This is a genomic window from Nocardiopsis camelliae, from assembly GCF_028993595.1.
In the GTDB taxonomy this organism is placed as follows: domain Bacteria; phylum Actinomycetota; class Actinomycetes; order Streptosporangiales; family Streptosporangiaceae; genus Nocardiopsis; species Nocardiopsis dassonvillei.
This window is the reverse complement of record NZ_CP118614.1, coordinates 3,402,884-3,421,478: the sequence shown is the minus strand read 5'-3', so window position 1 is coordinate 3,421,478 and position 18,595 is coordinate 3,402,884. Positions and strand designations below refer to the sequence as shown.

Sequence of the window (18,595 nt, the reverse complement as noted above, 5' to 3'; positions counted from 1 at the left end):
ATGCCCAAGCGCGTCCCACAGGACTGGGAAGTCCTGGAGGAGGAACTGTATGCAGCTGGTGCGGACCGTGAGGAGGTCGAGGCCGGGGCCCGCCTTCTCCTGGCCGAGGCGCGCGGTTACCAGCTCGCCGAGACACGCAGGTCCCACGAACTGACTCAGCGGGACATCGCCGAGGCCATGGGGGTCAGTGTGGCCAGGGTGTCCCAGATCGAACATGGAGAGGTCGCGTCGTTCGACGTCGTGGCCCGTTACGTTGAGGCACTGGGCGGTCGGCTTGAACTCGTCGCTCGTTTCGGAGACCACGAACTGCGTATGCCCGTGAGCCAGTCGCCCACGGCCTGAACCCGCGGGGTCGGACCGGACCCGGCCGCCGAGGACCGCGTGCTGGCTCCGCGCCGCGCGGGTGCGCTCCGGCCGGGGCTCTTCGGCGGGTGCGCGGAGGAGCGCGCGCCGTCGCCGCGTTCCCTTGCTGCTGACGCTGGTGGGACGGCTCGCGTGTGAGGTCGCTCCGGGTGGCGCGCGACCACCGAGAAGTTCAGCGGGATCCTGGGCGCGCCCTCGGGCAGCCGCCACCCCTGAGGGCACTCCACCAGGCCGGAGAAGGCGGGCCAGTCCATGAACGGGTGCTCCCCCAGCGCCTCGACGACCAGCCCCGCCTCCAACAGCGCGCCCGTCACCTCCGCCAGGTCGTGGCGCCACTCGTGGTTGACGGTCTGGGTGATCGAGTCCGTGGGCCCGTCGGTGTAGGTGGCCGCGTCGTCGTAGACGTTGGCGCCCCCGCCGCTGAGGTAGTCACCGCTCACCTGCCACGGCTCGAAGTCCATGGCGCCCAGGATCGGGTGGTCGTCGCGGATCGCGAACACCCCGCCCGGCTCCAACAGGTCGTGGATCGACCGGGCCCACGAGCGCAGCTCGGGCAGCCACACGATCGTCCCGGCGCTGGTCACGACCACCTCGAACGCGCGGTCGATGACCTGGGAGGCCGTGCGCGCGTCGCCCTCGATCCAGGTGACGTCCGCGCCGACGGCGTCGGCGATGCGCCGGGCGTGGGCCAGCGAGTTCGGCGACAGGTCCAGGCCGTGGACGTCCACGGCGCCCAGCCGGGCCCAGCAGGCGGTGTCGGTGCCGATGTGGCACTGCAGGTGCAGCAGCGACCTCCCCGCCACCGTGCCGCCCTCCAGGTGGGGCGCGAGCACCGCGAGGTCGTTGAGCACGACCGGGGAGCGGCGGGAGGGGTCCGCGATCAGCCCGTCGACGTCGTACATCGCGGACCGGGCGTGGACGTCGGCGCGCTGGTCCCAGTTCGCCCGGTTCCGGGCGATCGCCCCGTCGTGCTCGCTCACGTCTGACCGCTTCGCTCCGTGTACGCGGGAAGTGGTGCGCGTGGGCGGGCGGCGCCCGCCCGCACCGGCGTTCTGCCCGCCGAAGGACGGTGTTCCCCCGGCAGCCGGACGCGCGGCCCGATGGTACAGCTCGGCGTGCCCGCCCCGCCGGGGTTTTCCGGGTGCCCGCCGGCCCCGGGGAACCGGCCCTTCGGCCCCGTACTCAGGGCGCGGGCGTGCCCTGGTGGTAGTACAGCCGCCACGCGCCGTCCGCGTTGCGGCGCCACAGGGAGCTGCGCAGGGCCCGCGCCCCGTCGGCCTCGGTCGCGTAGGTCAGGTGCACCAGGTCCGGGGCGAGCAGCCGTCCCACCATGTCGGTGACCCGCACCCGGCGCCGTCGCGGTCCCGTCGCGTCCGGGCCGTCCATGGCGGGGAGCTCGGCCAGCATCGTCTCCCGGTCCCAGCGCCTGCCCGACCTGCCTACCTCGGTGAACTCGGGGTCCAGCAGCTCCCCGGCGAGCCTGCGCGAGGCGCGCACGTGGGGCTCCAGCAGCCGCAGCTCACCCTCGATCACCCACTGGACCGCCTCGCCCGTCCCGCCTCCGGCTCCGTACACACCCGACCCCTCACCTGGACTGTCCGACTACGGTGACTCTGACCGGAGCGGTGCGTGGTCACACCGCGGCGTCGTGTTCGCGGGCGGGGCGCAGGTGGTCCAGCTCCCCCGGCACGACCGGGTAGGGGCGCTCGGCGGGCAGCAGCCGGGTCGCCGCGGCGGTGTCCCCCTCCTGGACCAGGGTGTGCACCCGGTGCGCGAGCGGGGTGACGTCGGTGATGGAGACGATCCACTCGTCCGCGTAGCGCCGCGCGGCCTCGCCCGCCAGTCCCAGTTGCAGGGAGCGGTGTTCCAGCGGGGTCAGGTGGAGGTCGCGTTCGGGGTCCCACTGCACGCGGGTCGGCGCCTCGCGCAGCCGCGCGCGCCAGGTCTCCCGGTCGGGGTGGACGGCGGGCGCGTGGTGGGACAGGCACGCGTTGCGCAGCGCCCACGCGAAGCCCGCGCGGGTGATCTCCACGGCCAGCACGGTCTCCTGGTCCCTCTTCAGCCCCCATCCGGAGCGATACATCACCCACATGAACGAAGGCTTGATCCAGGTCATGCGGTCGCGCTTCCAGGCGGAGGGGAAGCGTCCCCCACGTGCGGCGGCCAGCCCGAGGGAGGGGGTGTAGGCCTGGTAGACGGTGACCGTGGTGTCGGTGTGCAGCGCGCGGATCTGGTGCTCGGGGACGTCCATGGGCCCAGCGTGGTGCCCGGAAGCAGGGCGCGGCAAGCGGTTTTCCGACCCCGCCGGGGGCCGGTCAGCGCGCGCGGGCGGGCACGTCGGCCTTGAGCAGCATCTCCTCGTACTCCTCCTCGGGGTCGGAGTCCAGCACGACCGCTCCGCCAGCGCCGATGGTCAGCTCGCCGCCGCTGAGCACGGCGGTGCGGATGACGATGCTCAGGTCGGCCGCGCCGGAGGAGGACACGTAGCCCAGCGCGCCGGAGTAGACCCCGCGCGCGGAGGTCTCCAGGCGGTCGAGGATGCGCATGGTGCGCTCCTTGGGCGCGCCCGTCATCGACCCGCCGGGGAAGCAGGCGCGGACCGCGTCCACGGCCGACACCCGCGGGCGCAGCACGCCCCGCACGGTGGAGACCAGCTGGTGCACGGTGGCGTAGGACTCGGTGTACATGAACGCGGGCACCTCGACGCTGCCGACCTCGCACACCCGCCCCAGGTCGTTGCGGAGCAGGTCGACGATCATGAGGTTCTCGGCGCGGGTCTTGGCTCCGGTGCGCAGCTCCCGGGCCGCGCGCGCGTCGGCGGCCGGGTCGGTGTGGCGCGGCGCGGTGCCCTTGATAGGGCGGCTCTCGACCGTGCGTTCGCCGTCCACGCGCAGGAAGCGCTCGGGCGAGGCGCTGAGCACGCTCGTGGGCCCCAGTCGCAGCAGGGCGGCGTAGGGCGCGGGGCTGGCGGCGCGCAGACGGCGGTAGGAGTCCAGGTCCTTCCCGCCGTGGGGCACTCGGACCCGGTTGGTCAGGCAGATCTCGTAGCTCTCCCCGGCGGTGAGCTCGGCCAGGCACTCCTTGACGTCGGCGACGTAGTCCTCGCGCGGGCGCTCCAGCAGGCGGGCCAGGTCGGCGGGCGGGGCGGCGGGGGCGGGTGCGGGCAGCGGCGGCAGGTCGGTGAGGGCGGCCAGGGTCGCGTCGAGCCAGGCGTCGCCGTCGGGGAGGTCGTCGGCGCACACCGCGTAGGTGCGGTCCCGGTGGTGGTCGACGGCCACGAACCGGTCGCAGCGCAGCCACACCGCGTCGGGTTCGGAGGAGGTGTGGGCGCTGTCGCCGCCGCAGTCGGCCTTGAGCTCGTAGCCGAGGTAGCCGACGTAGCCTCCGGCGAAGTCGAAGGGCAGGCCGGAGGGCGAGGGCGGCGGGAGGCGGCGGTCGAGGGCGTCGAAGACGCTGCCGGGCTCGCGGTGCTCGGTGCCGTCGGCGGCGCGCACGGTGACGGGTCCGCCGACGCGGTAGGTGAGCACCTCGCCGGTGGCGGCGCCGAGGAAGGAGAAGCGCGCGGGCCCCTCCGGGCGGGAGCTGTCCAGCCAGAACGCGTACTCGGCGTCGCCGTACAGGCGGGCGAAGGCGGCCTCGGTGTCCACGGCCAGGGGGAGTTCGCGCACGCGGACGGTCGGGGCGGCCGTGGCCGCGTCGGCGTCGGGGCGCTCTCCGGGCAGCGTCGTCGGGGTCTTCTCCTCCGGGGCCTCCAAGCCCTGGTCAGCCGCGTCCCGGCTCGGGGACGGGTCCGGGGGCACGGCCGCGAGGGAGGTGTGCGGGCGGGCCAGGTCCAGGAAGTTCGCGACCAGCTCCGCGCCGTGCTCGCTGGCCACCGACTCGGGGTGGAACTGCACGCCCCAGCGGGGCAGCGTTCGGTGTTCCAGGCCCATGACCACGCCGTCCTCGGCCCAGGCGGTGGCCGTCAGCGCCTCGGGCAGCGGCTCGGGGACGGCCAGGGAGTGGTAGCGCACGGCGGTGAGGCCCTGGGGCAGGCCCGCGAACAGGCCCGCGCCGGTGTGCCGGATCCGGGACAGGTGGCCGTGGCGGGGCTGTGGGGCCGAGACCACGTCCGCTCCGGCCAGGTGGGCGATGGCCTGGTGGCCCAGGCACACTCCCAGGACGGGCAGCGGGGTGCGGGCCAGGAGTTCGGGGACGCGGCCCAGGTCGCGGGGGTTCTGGGGGCGGCCGGGTCCCGGTGAGACGACCACGGCGTCCACGTCCGCCGGGTCGAGCCGGTCCCAGCGGGGGTCGTCGTGGGTGAGCACCGCCGGGGTCCGGCCGAGGACGCGCGCCAGGAGCTGGAAGAGGTTGTACGTATATGAGTCGTGGTTGTCCACGAGGAGGACGCGCATAACCACCCTTTTCGTCCGGATCGCGACAATCCAGGTTACGGCGATCCGGACGGGGCGGTTGTCCACAGACGCGAAGGACCCCTGGAGAAGCGCCCCCGACACGGGTACACAGGAAGGAGAGGAGCGGTTCTTCCAGGAGTGGGGAGCAGACATTGACCTACATCATGGCCGCGGTCGTCATCATGGTGATGATGGCGCTGGGCGTCTTCTTCGTCGTCACGGTGGCGTCCGTGGCGGGCGCGGCCCGTGCCGATCTGGCCCGGCCGGGGCGCCGCCGGACCCCCGCCGCGCCCGCGCCGCAGGCCGTGGACGCGGCGGAGGAGGAGCTGCGGCTCAGATACGCGCGCGGCCAGATCGACCGGGAGGAGTTCCTCCAGCGCAAGATCGACCTGGAGCGCTGAACCCTCAGCCCCGCATCTCCTCCAGGGTCTTGCCGCGGGTCTCCTTCACGAACCGCAGCACGAAGAAGAACGACACCAGCGCGAAGAACGCGTACATCAGGTACGTGCCGCTCAGGCTCCAGTCACGCAGAGTCGGGAAGCTCACGGTGATGAGCCAGTTGGTGAGCCACTGGGTCGCGGTGGCCACGCCCATCGCCGCCGCGCGGATGCGCAGCGGGAACATCTCCCCCAGCAGCACCCACACGACCACACCCCACGACAGGGCGAAGAAGAGCACGAACAGGCTGGCCGCGGCCAGCGCCACCGCACCCCAGCCGAACGACAGCGTCACCTCCTCGCCCCGCACCACCGCGTGGTTGAAGGCGTAGGCGGCCAGCCCCAGCGCCACGGTCATCCCGGCCGAGCCCACCAGCAGCAGCGGCTTGCGGCCGACCCGGTCCACCAGCAGGATCGCCACGAACGTGCCCACGATGTTCACGATGGAGGTGAACAGGCTCAGCAGCAGTGAGGCCGACTCCTCCACCCCTACCGACTGCCACAGCGAACTGGAGTAGTAGAAGATGACGTTGATTCCGACCAGCTGCTGGAACGCCGAGACGGCCATGCCGATCCACACGATGGGCAGCAGACCGCAGCGGCCGGTCAGGTCGCTCAGCCTGGTCCGGACCTCCGAGCCCAGCGCCTCGCGGATCTCCCCGATGCGCTTGTCCACCCGCTCGGTCCCGCCGCCCTCCACGTCGGCCAGGATGCGGCGGGCGCGTTCGGTCTGGCCCACGCGTACCAGGTAGCGGGGCGACTCGGGGATGAGCACGCTCAGCCCCAGGTAGACCAGGGCGGGCAGGACCTCGACGCCCAGCATCCACTGCCAGGCCTGGACCGGCCCCAGCATGCCGCTCGCGGTGCCGTCGGCGATCTGGGCGATGCCGTAGTTGACCAGCTGCGAGGCGGCGATGCCCAGCACGATGGCCAGCTGCTGCAACGACGCCAGGCGGCCGCGGTAGGCCGCGGGCGACACCTCGGCGATGTAGGTCGGGGCGATCACCGAGGCCAGGCCGATGGCGACACCGCCCAGGATCCGCCAGGCGGTCAGGTCCCACACGTTGAACGGCAGCGCCGAACCGATGGCGCTGACCGCGAACAGCACACCGGCGATCTGCATGGTGCGGATGCGGCCGAGGCGGTCTGCCAGGGCCCCCGCGACCGCGGCGCCCACCACGCAGCCCAGGAGCGCGGCGGCGACCGTGAAGCCGAGCGTGGCCGGTCCCACTCCGAAGTACTCCTGGATGGCGGGTACGGCACCGTTGATGACGGCGCTGTCGTAGCCGAACAGGAAACCCCCCATCGCCGCGGCCGCGGCGATCATCGTCACGTGGACGATGTTGCCCTCCCCCGCCGGAACCGACTCGTCCCCGGCCTGTGTGGCTCCACTCACGTCTGGTGTCCCTTCCGCGTCGCACAGTGGTCGTCCGTCCCCAGAGTGGACACGCCGGGAAGCCGAGGGGCACGGACAAAACGCCCACGGGCCAAAAGATGTCCATCGTTTGGCCCGCGACGTGTATCGGTCGCACGGCGCCCGACCGCATACGATCTGGACGGGTTCCCGACGGTGCCATGAGGAAGGTGTGTCCTGTTGACCGTGCTCTTCGACCTGTTCGGCGTCCTGGCCCGCCACCAGTCCGAGGAGGGCAGGGACCGGCTGGTCCGGGTCGCGGGCGCGCCCGCCCCGGCCTTCTGGGAGGCGTACTGGGCGCGGCGCCAGGCCTACGACCGCGCTGACGTGAGCGCCGCCGAGTACTGGCGCGGCGTGGGCGAGGACCTGGGCACGAGCTTCGACGGGGAGCGGGTCGCCGCGCTCGTCGAGGCCGACGTCGCCAGCTGGAGCGCCGTGGACGAGACCATGGTCGCCCTGGTCGGGGAGCTCGCGGCCTCCGGTCGGCGGATCGGGCTGCTGTCCAACATCCCCGAGGAACTGGCCGCCCACTACGAGGCGCACCACCCCTGGCTCGACCGCTTCCACGTGCGCGCCTTCTCCTGCCGCATCCGCCGCGCCAAGCCCGAACCGGACGCCTACCGGTGGTGCCAGGAGGCCCTGGGCGTGGAGCCCGGGCGAATCCTTTTCGTCGACGACCGCGAGGAGAACGTCCGGGCCGCCGAGGCGCTGGGCATGGGCGGCCACGTGTTCACCGCCGCCGACGGGTTCCGCGAGGGCCTCGCGCGCTGGGGGTCCGACCCGCGGAGCTGAGTCTGCCCGTCGCAGTCACGGGAGTCGGTCCCGGTGGCGTAGCGGGTCTGGACCTCGCTGATCCCGGCCCGGTCCAGCAGCCGCCTGAGTTCGGCGTCGTGGGGCCGGGTTCCGTGTGTTCGCGTCAACGGACGTTCCTTTCCGGGGCGCGCCGGTGTCAACGGCGGCGGGGTTCGTGAACGCTCGAACCCGTGGCGCCGGAACGGTTTTCAGGCGGCGCGGGGCGTCTTCAGCGCAAAGGGCACTCCGGTGAGTTCTTCGGAGACCTGCCAGAGCCGGCGCGCCGCGTCGACGTCACTCGCCTTCGCCGCGCGTGTGACCAGCTTCGGCGCGCCCCGGAGCCCCATCAGGCGCCGGGGACCGGCGTAGCTGCCGCCGGGAACGTCCGCCGTGGCGGCGTAGAGCGTCGGCAGGGCGCCGAGTTCCGCGCTCTGCGTGACCAGGCCGATCAGCGCCTGGCTCGCCCGCAGCCACGGGCCGCGCCCTTCGGTCCTCATCAGGTTCGTGGCCGAGATCCCGGGATGGGCGGCCGTCGACCTCACCGGGGAACCGGCCTCGTCGAGGCGCCGTTGGAGTTCCGAGGCGAACAGCAGGTTGGCGAGTTTGGACTGCCCGTAGGCGGGATAGGCCCGGTAGGGCTTCCGCTCCCAGTTGGGGTCGGCGAAGTCGATCGAGCCGATCAGGTGCGCGAGCGAGGCCACCGTGACGACCCTCCCCCGGATTCGCGGCAGCAGCAGGTTCGTGAGCGCGAAGTGGCCGAGGTGGTTGGTCCCGAACTGCGACTCGAAACCGTCGGCGGTGCGGGACAGCGGCGGGATCGACAGGCCGGCGTTGTTGACGAGCAGGTCGACGGGCTCGGTGAGTCGGCCCGCGAACGCGCGGACCGAGGACATGTCGGCGAGGTCGAGCTCGCCGACCTCGACGTCGCCGGTCATGGTCGCGGCGGCGGCGCGGCCCTTGTCGGGGTCGCGGACGGCGAGCAGGACCCGGGCGCCCCGTGCGGCGAGGACGCGAGCGGTCACGCGTCCGATCCCGCTGTTCGCGCCGGTGACGACGGCGGTGCGACCGGTCATGGAAGGGACGTCTTGGACGGAGAACACTGACATGCCCCCCGAATGTAGTCAGTGCAAACAATGATGTCAATGCAAACATTGCGTGTTAGGCTGGCGGACGTGACCGAACCCGCCGGGCAGCGTCCCTACCACCACGGCAACCTCCGCAGTGCGATCCTCGACGCGGCCGCGCGCCAACTGCGCGAGCACGGGGCGGACCAGCTCTCACTCCGGGACCTGGCCAGGGAGGTCGGCGTGAGCCACGCCGCGCCGCGGCGGCACTTCGCCGACCGTCAGGCACTCCTCGACGCCCTGGCCGAGGCGGGGTTCGTCCGCCTGGGCGACGCGCTGCGCACCGCGCTGGCGGAGGCCGGGGACGCGTTCGACGTGCGTGTGCACAGAGCCGTGCTGGCCTTCACCCGTTTCGCCACCGAGAACGCCGCGCTGCTCGAACTGATGAACTCCGGCAAACACCGGCCGGGAGCCACGCGGCTCGTCGAGGCGGCCGAGGCCGCCTTCGGGCAGGTGAGCGAGCTGATCGAGGAGGGCCAGGAGCGCGGCGCGCTCGAACACGGCGACCCCGAGCGCATCGGGATCATCCTGTACGCGACCGTGCAGGGCATCGCGACGATGGTCAACGGCGGCATGATCGGTGCGGACAGGCTCGACGGGCTGGTCGAGACCGCGGTCGGGCAGTTCCTGCGGGGCGCCCGCCCCCGCGGCCGGTAGCCGCACCCGGCCCCGGCCGGGACGCGGCGACAAACAACCGCCCCGCACAAGACTTCCGCCGCGTTTTTGGCTGGTTCGGTGACTGTGCCGCCCGCGTCCGGGGAACCAGGATCGTCCCCGTGACCACATTCCTTCCCCTGGCCGAGAAGGCCCTTCGCCGCGAGAAGCCCAGCCGCGCCGAACTCCTCGGGGTTCTGAGCAGCTCCGACGACGACCTGATGGACCTGGTCGCCGCGGCCTTCCGCGTCCGACAGCGCTACTTCGAGCGCCGCGTCAAGCTCAACTACCTCGTGAACGTCAAGAGCGGACTGTGCCCGGAGGACTGCACCTACTGCTCCCAGCGCCTGGGCTCCGAGGCCGGGATCGTCAAGTACACCTGGCTCAAGCCCGACCAGACCCGCGAGGCCGTCTCCCACGGGGTGAGGGCGGGCGCCACCCGGGTCTGCCTGGTGGCCAGCGGGCGCGGACCCACCGACCGCGACGTGGAACGGCTCGCCCCCGTCATCGAGGGCATCAAGAGCGAGCACCCCGGCGTGGAGGTGTGCGCCTGCCTGGGCCTGCTCTCCGAGGGCCAGGCCGACCGGCTGCGCCTGGCCGGGGCCGACGCCTACAACCACAACCTCAACACCTCCGAGGAGCGCTACGCCGACATCTGCACCACCCACGAGTTCGCGGACCGGGTGGAGACCGTGACCAGGGCCAAGCACGCGGGGCTGTCCCCCTGCTCCGGGCTGATCGCGGGGATGCGGGAGAGCGACGACGACCTGGTCGACGCCCTGTTCGCGCTGCGCGAGCTGGAACCGGACTCGGTTCCGGTCAACTTCCTCATGCCCTTCGAGGGCACCCCGCTGGAGGGCACCTGGGAGCTGACCCCGCAGCGGTGCCTGCGCATCCTGGCCGCCGCCCGGTTCGTCTTCCCCGACGTGGAGGTGCGCCTGGCCGGCGGCCGCGAGATCCACCTGCGCTCCCTCCAGCCGCTGGCGCTGCACATCGCCAACTCGGTGTTCCTGGGCGACTACCTCACCAGCGAGGGGCAGGCGGGCCGGGCCGACCTGGAGATGATCGAGGACGCCGGTTTCACCGTGCAGGGCGCGGGCGAGCCCACCCTGCCCAGGGAGCGCCACGACCTGCTCAGGCCGCGCCGGAGGGGCGCCGGAACCGCTCTTCCGCCCAACGCCTGACACCGGCGCGGCCCGGGACGCGGCGCGCTCCGTCCCCGCGCGCCGCGCCGACCCGTCCCGCTCAGGAGCGCGGGACGGGCTGCTCTCCGTTCCAGATGGGGATCTGCTGGTAGTTCTGGGCCGCCTCGGCGGCCAGCGCGTCCTCCTGCCGGTCGCGCACGCACTTGGCCAGGGTGAACGTGGACGTGATCACGTAGAGCAGGCCCAGGCCGAGGAAGGCCCGGATCCACAGGTCGACGGGGAGGTAGATGATCCCCGCGCCGACTCCGACCGACGCCGCGCCGAAGGACAGGGCGGACTGGAGGAAGAACTGCGGGCTGGACCGGGGCTGGGGGGTGTAGGGGTTCATGCGTCCATGCTGTCGGCTCCCCAGGCCGCGCGCCTGAGTACCGCTACTCAACTCCCCGCCGGACCCGCCCCCGGGCCCGGCCGGGTTCGGGCCGCTGCCCGCGCGGACGGGGTCAGGCGGGTGCCATGGGCCGGTCGGGCCGGAAGGGGGACAGATCCACCCCGGGGTCCTCCCCCATGGCCAGTCGGGCCGCGACCAGCCCCTGGAAGGGTCCGAAGGTCAGCCCCTCACCGCCCAGCCCGGTCGCCACCACCACACCGGGCGCCCGCTCCACGGGCCCGAGCAGCTGCCGTCCGTCGTGCGTGCACGGCCGCAGGCCCACCCGCGTCTCCACCACCGTGGCGTCCGCCAGCCCGGGCAGCGCCTCGACCGCGGTGGAGAGGTTGTGCAGCAGCCCCGACGCCGTCACCCGCCGGTCGAACCCGGCCTCCGGCTCCCACGTGCCGCCGGTGACCACCCGGTCGGGGCCGAAGGCCGACACGAAGTACCCGCGCTCGCCGAACCGCACCACCGGCCAGGCGCGGGTGTCGCGCCCCGGCAGCGCGAAGTGCGTCACCTGCCCGCGCACCGGGTGCACGGGCAGGTCCACACCGGTGGACGCCAGCAGACCGGCCGACCACGCGCCCGCGGCCACCACGACCACGGACGCCTCCAGGGCCTCACCGCCCACGCGCACACCGCTCACCCGGCGGCCGTCCCACAGCAGGCGGCACTCCCCCTTGAAGTGGCGCAGTCCCCGCTCCTCGGCGGCGTTGAACAGGGCGGCCCGCGCCGCCGCTCCGTTCAACCGGGCCATGCCCTCCACGAACACCCCGCCGTAGGGTTCGGGCAGCAGCGGGAACCGCTCGCGCGGTCCGCCCGGGGCCAGGCGCTCCACCGCGCCCATCGTCGCGAACTCCGGGCGCTCCGACAGGTTGCGCAGCAGGTCGAACCCGGCGTCGTCGCCCTCCCGGTCCACGGACAGGCCCCCGACCACCTCGTAACCGGTGGCCTGTCCGTCCTCGGCCAGCTCGGCCATCAGCCGCGGGTAGTGCTCGGCCGCGCGGGCCTTGAAGTCCCACACCGGCGCCTCGTCCCACGGCAGCGGCCAGGGGAAGACCACCCCCAGCCCGGCGGCCGTGGCCCGCCCGGGGTGCGAGGCGTCCACCAGCGCGGTGGACACGCCCTTCCTGGCCAGGTGGAACGCCGCGCTCGTCCCCACGATCCCGCCGCCGACAATGATCACGTCCATGGCCACCAGCCTGCCCCCGCCAGCACCGGCGAACAAGCCGGAAGACCCGCGTGCCGCGTCCGGGAAACGGGTACGGGTGCGCGATAGGTTGTGCTCTTCCCAGATCCCGGCGCCGCACCCCTGGAGGACGTGTACGTGGACGGATACACCTACTACGGGGTCGCCCTGATGCGCCGCCCCGGCCCCGGCCTGGCACGGGGCGCCGCCCCCCGCACGGAGGTGGACCCGGTCCTGGCCGCACGCCAGTACACGATCTACCAGGAGGCCGTCGCCTCGGCCGGGTGGCGGGTGTGCGAGGTCGAACCGGCGCCCGAGCACCCCGACGCGGTGTTCGTGGAGGACACCGTGGTGGTGTGCGAGGACCTGGCGGTCCTGACCCGTCCCGGCGCGCGGGAGCGCCGCGGCGAGGTGGAGGGGGTCGAGGCCTCCGTGCGCAGGCTCGGTCTGCGGGTGGCGCGCGTCGAGGCGCCCGGGACCCTGGACGGCGGTGACGTGCTCCAGGTGGGCCCGACCGTCTACGTGGGCGTGGGCGGGCGAACCGACGCCGAGGGCGCCGCCCAGCTCGAACAGCTGCTCAAGCCGCTGGGCCGGGAGGTCGTGCGCGTGGGCCTGGGCGCGGCGCCGCACCTGAAGTCGGTGGTGACCGCGCTGCCCGACGGCACGCTCGTGGGCCTGCCCGAGCTGGTGGAGGCCGACGCGCTGCCTCCCGTGCGCCGGGCGGCCGAGGAGCGGGGCGCGCACGTGCTGCCCCTGGGCGGGCGCGACGTACTGGTCAGCGCCGCCGCGCACGAGACGATCCACCAACTGAGCGCCGACCGGTGGCGGGTGCTGCCGGTGGACATCTCCGAGTTCGAGAAGCTGGAGGCGTGCGTGACCTGTCTGAGCGTCCTGGTCCCCGACCGGGCCTGAGAGGTCGGCGACCCGCCCCCTCCTGCGGGGAGGGCGGGTCCTCTGCCGTGGGCAGAACCGGAAACCGCGGCCCCCGCGCGGTCGTTGGCGGGATGCCAGAGACCGACGAAGTCCCGGGAGAACGATGAGCGCTGTCCGACTGATCCGCAGCCAGACCCTGACCGAGGCCGTGGACTACGCCTACGCCGCCACGGCCCAGGCCCCCGCGCGCGTGGTGTGGACCGCGGGCGCCTGCCCGCTCGACCAGGACGGCCGCACCGTCGCGGTCGGCGACTACTCGGGCCAGGCCGAGCAGGTCATGCGCAACCTGCGCACCGCGCTGAACGACGCCGGAGCCGACCTGGCCGACGTCGTCAAGACCACGGTCTACGTCGCCTCCAGCCGCCAGGAGGACCTGGTGGCGGTCTGGGAGGTGGTGCGCGCGCACATGGGCGGGCACGACGCGCCCAGCACCCTGCTCGGGGTGGCCGTGCTCGGCTACGACGACCAGCTGGTCGAGGTGGAGGCGGTCGCGGTGACCCACTGAGGCATCCCTCCCCCGGCCCGAGCATCCCGTCCGACCGGTCGGCGCCAGGAGTGGAGGACCGAAAGCGTCCTCCGCTCCTGGCACACTGCCGACATGAGAGCGACCTCCGCGCGCCTGCTGCGCCTGCTTTCCCTGCTCCAGACCCGCAAGGACTGGCCGGGCGGCGAACTCGCCGACCGTCTCCAGGTGAGTCCGCGCACCGTCCGCCGCGACGTGGACCGCCTCCGCGAGCTGGGCTACCCCATCCAGGCCACCATGGGCACCGGGGGCGGCTACCAGCTCGGCGCGGGCGCCGCCCTGCCGCCGCTGCTGCTGGACGACGACGAGGCCGTGGCGGTCGCGGTGGGACTGCGCACCGCCGCCCAGGGCGGTGTGTCGGGGATCGAGGAGACCTCGGTGCGCGCCCTGGCCAAGCTGTTGCAGGTGCTGCCCTCGCGGCTGCGGCGCCGGGTGGACGCTCTGGGCAACTTCACCGTTCCCATGCCCTCCGACGGGCCCACGGTGGACGCCGACGTGCTGGCGCTGGTGGCCGCCGCCTGCCGGGACAGCGAGCGGCTGCGCTTCGACTACGAGCGCCACGACGGCAGCGCCTCGCGCCGGGTGGTGGAGCCGCACCGGCTGGTCTCGCGCGGGCGGCGGTGGTACCTGGTGGCCTGGGACACCGAGCGCGACGACTGGCGCACCTTCCGGGTGGACCGGATGCGTCCGCTCACGCCGACCGGGCCGCGGGTGCCCCCGCGCGACCCGCCCGAGCAGGGCGTCGCGGCCTACCTGCGGGAGCGCATGGACGTGCACATGTGGCCCGTGCGGGCGCGGGTCAGGCTGTTCGTCCCGGCGGAGGAGGCCGAGCGCACGGCGGCGGACTTCGGGCTGATCGAGCCGGTGGACGAGCGCTCGTGCGTGCTGGTGTGCTCCGGGGACTCGCTGTTCCACATGGCCTGCTACCTGGGCATGCTCGACATGGAGATGGAGGTGGAGGAGCCCGCCGAGCTGCGCGGGCACATGTCGCGCCTGTCGGAGAGGTTCGGCCGCGCGGCGGCCTCGGGCTGAGCCCGCGCGCTCAGAGCCGGTGGACCTCGGTCAGGTCGATGTCCACGGGGTAGGGGAACTCGACCTTGAGCCGGTCGTGGTGGATGCCGGTGGACACGTAGCAGGGACCGGCCGGGTCCAGTTCGTACACGTACACCACGGGCCCGCTACCGTCCTCCTCAATCCGCCAGAAGTGGGGAATGACCGCTTCCGCGTACAGGAAGGGCTTGCGCTTGCGGTCCCGCTCCGCGGACGCCTGCGACACCACCTCGACCACCAGCGCCACCGCGTCCGCGGGGAAGGTGCTCTGCCGATCGTCCACGGCCCCGGCGTCCACGACCATGATGTCCGGTTCGGGGCGTTGGCGCGGTCCGAGCGTCACGGTCATCCCACGGCGCACACGGTAGTGAGCTGGAATCGTGTGGCGTAGACCGATGGTGAGCAGATCCAGTACGACGCTGTGGTACCCCTCCCGCGGTGCGGGGAGGACGATACTGCCGTCGATCAACTCGCTGTGCGGGGGAAGGCCTGTCAGCCGGTCCAGGTCCTCCGACCGAAAACCTTCGACGGGAGGGATCAGCCAGTCGGGCACGGGTGCGGAGGTCATACCTTCCTCGCTGTTCAACGGCTCCTTCGACGACCGGGAGCCTAGCTGTTGGAGCCCCGAGTCGGGCGGAGTTCGCCCGAACGCGCGCCAAAACCACTACTTTAGGGAGTCGTTTCTTTCCGGAGAGTAGTGAAAGTAGTGGTGCAGGTGACCGTCCACGACCACGGCCCCGAACTGCGCGACCTGAGCGCGCCGCCCACCGTCCGGGACCTGTGCCCCGGCTACCGCCTCGCCCGCTGGGACTCCCCGGCGGCCCTGTCCCCGCCCTGCCGCGAACGCCTGCACCGCGTCCTGCGCGATTTGGCCGCGCGGGCCTTCGGAGCCGACCACTCGTCCTACTGGCGCGCCCGGATCGACGCGGGCTTCTTCGACCAGGTCTCCTCCCTGGCGCTGATCCTGGGGCCGGACGGCTCCCCCGTCGGCTGGGGCGGCTACCACCGCCGCCGCTTCGCCTCCCGGCGCGCCGTGTACCTGGACGCGGCGGGCGTGGTCCCCGCCCACCGCCGCTCGGGCCTGTCCGCGGCCCTGATGATCCACTTCCTGACCCGCGAGGTCCTCGCCCACCCGCTGCGGACCACCTACGTCGTCCTGCGCACCCGCCACCCGGCCGTCTACGCCGCGTGGCGGCAGAGCCTGGGCGACGCGCGCGTCTTCCCCAACGAGCTCCGGCCCCTCCCCGCTCGGGTCCGGCGCGTCGCTGGCGAGGCCGCCGAGTGGCTGGGCGACGGGCCGAACCTGGACCCCGACACACTGCTCATCCACGACGCCTACCGCGTGTTCGACGGCCGGATCTACGGCACCCGGCCCCGCAGCGGCCACCTCGCGCTCGACGACTACTTCGCCCACGAGGTCGGCTCCCGCGACGCCCTGCTGATGGTGGTCCGCATGAGCCTGCCCGCCCTGGCACGGGCCACCGCGGCACGCCTGCTGCACGCGCGGCGGCGCCCGCAGGAGGCCGGGGATCTTCCCGCGGGCGCCGCCGAGTCCGAGCGTGGGACCGCTCCCAGGAAGGAGAGGCAGGGAGCGGCCGGGATCATGCCAGGGGCACGGCCTTGACCGTGGCCGGGCTGTAGACCAGGCCGCCCACGTCGCGGATCTGGTCCATGATCCGGGCCAGGCGCAGGCTCTCGGCCCAGGGCATGTCGGGGCTCTCCAGCTCACCGGCGGCCACGCACCGCGCGACCTCCTCGGCCTCGTACTCGTAGCCGTTGGCGCGGAAGGGGCGGGAGAAGGCCTCCGGCTCGTGGCCGTCGCGGTGCAGCACCACGTCGGTGGCCATCCAGAAGTTCGGGATCTCCAGCCGACCCTTCGTCCCGGCCAGCACCCCCCGGTTGGGCAGCGTGGTCTGCGAGGCGCACGACAGCGAGCCGGTGCCCCCGTTCTCGCCGCGCACGAGCACGGTGGTGGCGGTGTCCACCATCCGGTCGGGCGACAGGTGGCGGGTGGCGCCCACCACGGTCAGCTCGCCCAGGTGCTGGGAGGCGAAGGCCAGCGGGTACACGCCCAGATCGAGCAGGGCGCCGCCGCCCAGGCCGGCGTTGAAGAGGCGGTGGTCGGGGTCGTAGGGGGCGTTGAAGCCGAACTCGGCCGAGAGCCAGCGCACCTCGCCGATCGCGCCGTCCTCCACCAGGTCGCGGACCAGGCGGGAGGCGGGCAGGTAGCGCGTCCACATCGCCTCCATCAGGAAGAGGCCGCCCTCGCGGGCCGCCTCGGCCATCTGCGAGACCTGGAGGGCGTTCATCGCCATGGGCTTCTCGACCAGGACGTGTTTGCCCGCCCTGAGGCAGGTCAGGGTGTTGGGGTGGTGCCAGGGGTGGGGGGTGGCCACGTACACGGCGTCCACGTTCGGGCTCTGGGCCAGGTCCTCGTAGCTGCCGTGGCGTTCGGGGACGTCCCAGGCCCGGCCGAACTCCTCGGCGCGCTCGGGGGTGCGCGAGCCGACCGCGGTGAGCCGGGCGGTGGGGGTGGAGCCGAGCGCCTCGGCGAAGGAGTGGGCGATGCCGCCGGTCCCGAGCACGCCCCAGCGCAGTACGCCGTTTTCATCTGTCATGGGGGCATCCTAAAAAACAGGGTCCCGCCGGGGTGCGGGCGGGGAAGGTGCTCGGTTTCCGCGGCCGTGGACCGTACGGTGGCCAGGAGACGGGCGAGGACGCCCGCAGGCCACGAACGGAGGGGGATATGTCGGACAACCCAGGCACTCTCGCCCAGAGGCTCGGGGTGCGCCCCGGCGACCGGCTGCTCGTCCTCAACGCCCCCGAGCGCTACCTGCGGCTGCTGGAACCGCCCCCCGACATCCACATCGACCTGGGCCCCATCGAGGGCGCCGACTACGACGACGTGCACCTGTTCGCCCTGGACCGGGGCACCGTGGGCCGCGAGGCGCCCAGGGTCCTGGAGGCGGTGGGGCCGGACACCCGCCTGTGGGCGTGCTACCCCCGGCGCGGCGGCACCATCATCACCGACCTGGCTGCGGACCGGGGCTGGGACCCGCTCCTGGACTCGGGGTGGCGCGGTACCGCCCAGGTGCCGATCGACTCGGACTGGGCGGCACTGCGCTTCGAGCGCGCCGGAGCGGGCCGGTCTAGTCCGACGTGACGCTGAGCGCGCCGCTGACGGTGTCGGCCTGGATGCGGGCCTCCGCCTCCGGGGAGGTGTCCACGTCAACGCGGCGCTCCCCGGACGCGGACTCCCCGGTGACCTCGTAGACGCCCTCGGGGACCCGCACGTCGACCCCGCCGCTGACGCTCTCCAGGCTCAGCAGGTCGAAGGCCTCGTCGGTGGCGACCCCGATGCCCCCCGAGACCGTGGAGACCTGGGCCTCGGTGAAGCCGCCGCCCACCCGGACGTCGCCGCTGGTGGACTCGGCCACGACCGTGCGCGCGTCGAACCCGGACGCGTCCACGTCACCGGAGGTGCTCGCGGCCTGCAGGTGCTCCCCCGCCCCCTCGGCGGTGATCCGGCCGCTGGTGGTCTCCGCGACCACGGAGCCCTCCACTCCGGTCACGTCGATCGTGCCGCTGACGGACTCGGCGGTGACGTCTCCGCTGTTGCCGTCCACCCGCACCTCGCCGCTGGTGCTGACCAGTTCCAGCTCGCCGTCGACGTTCTCCACGCTGATCCGGCCGCCGACCGTCTCCACGGTCACCGCGGTCCCCACCGGGACCGCGACCTCGTAGTCGATCCGGCAGCCGTCGAAGAACGGCAGGCCCAGGCACTCGGCCTCCACCTGGAGGGCGCCGTCGTCCTCCTCGATGTCCTCCTCCGGTTCGGTGAGGGGTGTGCCGCGCAGGGTGCGGTCCACCTGTACCCGCTCGGCGCCGCCGGTGAGGACGACGTCGCCGCCGGTGCCGTTCTCGATCTCCAGGGCCTGGGGCGCGTCGTAGGCGTCGCTGCGGGTGCCGCGGTCCACTCCCACGTTGCCCAGGACCGAGAAGGCGGTCGCCACCACTACGCCCAGCACCAGCACCGCGCCCAGGAGCAGCCACGGACCCACGCGGAACCCGCGCGGCTCCTTGCTCGACGAGGCATACAGGCCCCGTGCCTTGAATGTCACTGTTCTTCCTTCCTCGTTGGGCTCGCGCC

21 protein-coding genes are annotated in these 18,595 nt (G+C 73.2%); 10 read left to right on the top strand and 11 right to left on the bottom strand.

Annotated features, from left to right (window positions below; genetic code table 11):
• Entirely contained in the window at positions 1 to 342 is a 342-nt protein-coding gene (locus PV789_RS15030; protein ID WP_274973200.1) for a helix-turn-helix domain-containing protein, read from the top strand.
• Here the strand turns inward: PV789_RS15030 and PV789_RS15025 are convergent.
• From PV789_RS15025 to pabB, 4 genes are all read right to left on the bottom strand, one after another.
• The gene (locus PV789_RS15025) at positions 249 to 1,343 is read right to left on the bottom strand and encodes a class I SAM-dependent methyltransferase (protein ID WP_274973199.1); all 1,095 of its coding nucleotides are present in this window, start codon (positions 1,341 to 1,343) and stop codon (positions 249 to 251) included. The two genes, PV789_RS15030 and PV789_RS15025, sit on opposite strands and share 94 nt — an antisense overlap.
• A 202-nt stretch (positions 1,344 to 1,545) precedes the next feature.
• A complete protein-coding gene (locus PV789_RS15020; protein WP_274973198.1) occupies positions 1,546 to 1,938 on the bottom strand; it encodes a nuclear transport factor 2 family protein in 393 nt (130 codons plus the stop codon).
• Positions 1,939 to 1,996: 58 nt separating this feature from the next.
• Positions 1,997 to 2,614, bottom strand: a complete 618-nt coding sequence (locus PV789_RS15015; protein WP_274973197.1) for a DUF4291 domain-containing protein — start codon at positions 2,612 to 2,614, stop codon at positions 1,997 to 1,999.
• A gap of 64 nt (positions 2,615 to 2,678) precedes the next feature.
• Positions 2,679 to 4,757, bottom strand: a complete 2,079-nt coding sequence (pabB, locus tag PV789_RS15010) for an aminodeoxychorismate synthase component I (RefSeq protein WP_274973196.1) — start codon at positions 4,755 to 4,757, stop codon at positions 2,679 to 2,681.
• Positions 4,758 to 4,909: 152 nt separating this feature from the next.
• On the opposite strand from pabB, the gene PV789_RS15005 reads away from it, so the two are divergent.
• A complete protein-coding gene (locus PV789_RS15005; RefSeq protein WP_274973195.1) occupies positions 4,910 to 5,158 on the top strand; it encodes an SHOCT domain-containing protein in 249 nt (82 codons plus the stop codon).
• Between the two features lie 4 nt (positions 5,159 to 5,162).
• On the opposite strand, the gene PV789_RS15000 is transcribed toward PV789_RS15005, so the two are convergent.
• Positions 5,163 to 6,590, bottom strand: coding sequence for a sugar porter family MFS transporter (locus tag PV789_RS15000; protein WP_274973194.1), 1,428 nt, complete (start codon positions 6,588 to 6,590; stop codon positions 5,163 to 5,165).
• A 198-nt stretch (positions 6,591 to 6,788) separates the two neighbouring features.
• Here PV789_RS15000 and PV789_RS14995 point away from each other — a divergent pair, with 198 nt between their 5' ends.
• The gene (locus PV789_RS14995; protein WP_274973193.1) at positions 6,789 to 7,400 is read left to right on the top strand and encodes an HAD family hydrolase; all 612 of its coding nucleotides are present in this window, start codon (positions 6,789 to 6,791) and stop codon (positions 7,398 to 7,400) included.
• A gap of 209 nt (positions 7,401 to 7,609) precedes the next feature.
• On the opposite strand, the gene PV789_RS14990 is transcribed toward PV789_RS14995, so the two are convergent.
• Positions 7,610 to 8,473, bottom strand: a complete 864-nt coding sequence (locus PV789_RS14990; protein ID WP_274973192.1) for an oxidoreductase — start codon at positions 8,471 to 8,473, stop codon at positions 7,610 to 7,612.
• Between the two features lie 99 nt (positions 8,474 to 8,572).
• Here PV789_RS14990 and PV789_RS14985 point away from each other — a divergent pair, with 99 nt between their 5' ends.
• The gene (locus PV789_RS14985; RefSeq protein WP_274973191.1) at positions 8,573 to 9,181 is read left to right on the top strand and encodes a TetR/AcrR family transcriptional regulator; all 609 of its coding nucleotides are present in this window, start codon (positions 8,573 to 8,575) and stop codon (positions 9,179 to 9,181) included.
• A 119-nt stretch (positions 9,182 to 9,300) separates the two neighbouring features.
• Positions 9,301 to 10,362 carry a biotin synthase BioB gene (gene bioB / locus PV789_RS14980; protein WP_274973190.1) on the top strand — a complete coding sequence of 354 codons (1,062 nt, stop codon included), beginning with the start codon at positions 9,301 to 9,303 and terminating at the stop codon, positions 10,360 to 10,362.
• A 61-nt stretch (positions 10,363 to 10,423) separates the two neighbouring features.
• Here bioB and PV789_RS14975 read toward each other — a convergent pair whose 3' ends face one another.
• Both PV789_RS14975 and PV789_RS14970 read right to left on the bottom strand, forming a co-directional pair.
• Positions 10,424 to 10,711, bottom strand: coding sequence for a YiaA/YiaB family inner membrane protein (locus PV789_RS14975; protein WP_047869550.1), 288 nt, complete (start codon positions 10,709 to 10,711; stop codon positions 10,424 to 10,426).
• Between the two features lie 112 nt (positions 10,712 to 10,823).
• The gene (locus PV789_RS14970) at positions 10,824 to 11,942 is read right to left on the bottom strand and encodes an NAD(P)/FAD-dependent oxidoreductase (protein WP_274973189.1); all 1,119 of its coding nucleotides are present in this window, start codon (positions 11,940 to 11,942) and stop codon (positions 10,824 to 10,826) included.
• A 135-nt stretch (positions 11,943 to 12,077) separates the two neighbouring features.
• Between PV789_RS14970 and PV789_RS14965 the strand changes: the two genes are divergently transcribed.
• The 3 genes from PV789_RS14965 (at position 12,078) to PV789_RS14955 (ending at position 14,427) form a co-directional block, all read left to right on the top strand.
• Entirely contained in the window at positions 12,078 to 12,851 is a 774-nt protein-coding gene (locus tag PV789_RS14965) for a dimethylarginine dimethylaminohydrolase family protein (protein ID WP_274978146.1), read from the top strand.
• Positions 12,852 to 12,975: 124 nt separating this feature from the next.
• Positions 12,976 to 13,377: a RidA family protein gene (locus tag PV789_RS14960; protein ID WP_274973188.1), complete on the top strand. Its 402-nt coding sequence runs from the start codon at positions 12,976 to 12,978 to the stop codon at positions 13,375 to 13,377.
• Between the two features lie 93 nt (positions 13,378 to 13,470).
• The gene (locus PV789_RS14955) at positions 13,471 to 14,427 is read left to right on the top strand and encodes a helix-turn-helix transcriptional regulator (RefSeq protein ID WP_274973187.1); all 957 of its coding nucleotides are present in this window, start codon (positions 13,471 to 13,473) and stop codon (positions 14,425 to 14,427) included.
• A gap of 10 nt (positions 14,428 to 14,437) precedes the next feature.
• On the opposite strand, the gene PV789_RS14950 is transcribed toward PV789_RS14955, so the two are convergent.
• Positions 14,438 to 15,013, bottom strand: a complete 576-nt coding sequence (locus PV789_RS14950; RefSeq protein WP_274978005.1) for a Uma2 family endonuclease — start codon at positions 15,011 to 15,013, stop codon at positions 14,438 to 14,440.
• Positions 15,014 to 15,151: 138 nt separating this feature from the next.
• Between PV789_RS14950 and PV789_RS14945 the strand changes: the two genes are divergently transcribed.
• Positions 15,152 to 16,069 (top strand): GNAT family N-acetyltransferase, encoded by a 918-nt coding sequence (locus tag PV789_RS14945; protein ID WP_274978145.1) that lies wholly within the window; start codon positions 15,152 to 15,154, stop codon positions 16,067 to 16,069.
• Here PV789_RS14945 and PV789_RS14940 read toward each other — a convergent pair.
• Positions 16,047 to 17,063, bottom strand: coding sequence for a Gfo/Idh/MocA family protein (locus PV789_RS14940; protein ID WP_274978004.1), 1,017 nt, complete (start codon positions 17,061 to 17,063; stop codon positions 16,047 to 16,049). The two genes, PV789_RS14945 and PV789_RS14940, sit on opposite strands and share 23 nt — an antisense overlap.
• A 128-nt stretch (positions 17,064 to 17,191) precedes the next feature.
• Here PV789_RS14940 and PV789_RS14935 point away from each other — a divergent pair, with 128 nt between their 5' ends.
• Positions 17,192 to 17,608 carry a hypothetical protein gene (locus PV789_RS14935; RefSeq protein WP_274978003.1) on the top strand — a complete coding sequence of 139 codons (417 nt, stop codon included), beginning with the start codon at positions 17,192 to 17,194 and terminating at the stop codon, positions 17,606 to 17,608.
• Here PV789_RS14935 and PV789_RS14930 read toward each other — a convergent pair.
• Positions 17,595 to 18,566 carry a DUF4097 family beta strand repeat-containing protein gene (locus PV789_RS14930; protein ID WP_274978002.1) on the bottom strand — a complete coding sequence of 324 codons (972 nt, stop codon included), beginning with the start codon at positions 18,564 to 18,566 and terminating at the stop codon, positions 17,595 to 17,597. The genes PV789_RS14935 and PV789_RS14930 overlap by 14 nt on opposite strands.
• Positions 18,567 to 18,595 lie beyond the last annotated feature (29 nt).

What these genes read in the sequence shown, in the direction of transcription:
- PV789_RS15030 (WP_274973200.1), top strand. Translation starts at nt 1, where the DNA reads ATGCCCAAGCGCGTCCCACAGGACTGGGAAGTCCTGGAGGAGGAACTG.
- PV789_RS15015 (WP_274973197.1), bottom strand. Translation starts at nt 2,614, where the DNA reads ATGGACGTCCCCGAGCACCAGATCCGCGCGCTGCACACCGACACCACG.
- pabB (WP_274973196.1), bottom strand. Translation starts at nt 4,757, where the DNA reads ATGCGCGTCCTCCTCGTGGACAACCACGACTCATATACGTACAACCTC.
- PV789_RS14990 (WP_274973192.1), bottom strand. Translation starts at nt 8,473, where the DNA reads ATGACCGGTCGCACCGCCGTCGTCACCGGCGCGAACAGCGGGATCGGA.
- PV789_RS14975 (WP_047869550.1), bottom strand. Translation starts at nt 10,711, where the DNA reads ATGAACCCCTACACCCCCCAGCCCCGGTCCAGCCCGCAGTTCTTCCTC.
- PV789_RS14970 (WP_274973189.1), bottom strand. Translation starts at nt 11,942, where the DNA reads ATGGACGTGATCATTGTCGGCGGCGGGATCGTGGGGACGAGCGCGGCG.
- PV789_RS14960 (WP_274973188.1), top strand. Translation starts at nt 12,976, where the DNA reads ATGAGCGCTGTCCGACTGATCCGCAGCCAGACCCTGACCGAGGCCGTG.
- PV789_RS14955 (WP_274973187.1), top strand. Translation starts at nt 13,471, where the DNA reads ATGAGAGCGACCTCCGCGCGCCTGCTGCGCCTGCTTTCCCTGCTCCAG.
- PV789_RS14950 (WP_274978005.1), bottom strand. Translation starts at nt 15,013, where the DNA reads ATGACCTCCGCACCCGTGCCCGACTGGCTGATCCCTCCCGTCGAAGGT.
- PV789_RS14940 (WP_274978004.1), bottom strand. Translation starts at nt 17,063, where the DNA reads ATGACAGATGAAAACGGCGTACTGCGCTGGGGCGTGCTCGGGACCGGC.
- PV789_RS14935 (WP_274978003.1), top strand. Translation starts at nt 17,192, where the DNA reads ATGTCGGACAACCCAGGCACTCTCGCCCAGAGGCTCGGGGTGCGCCCC.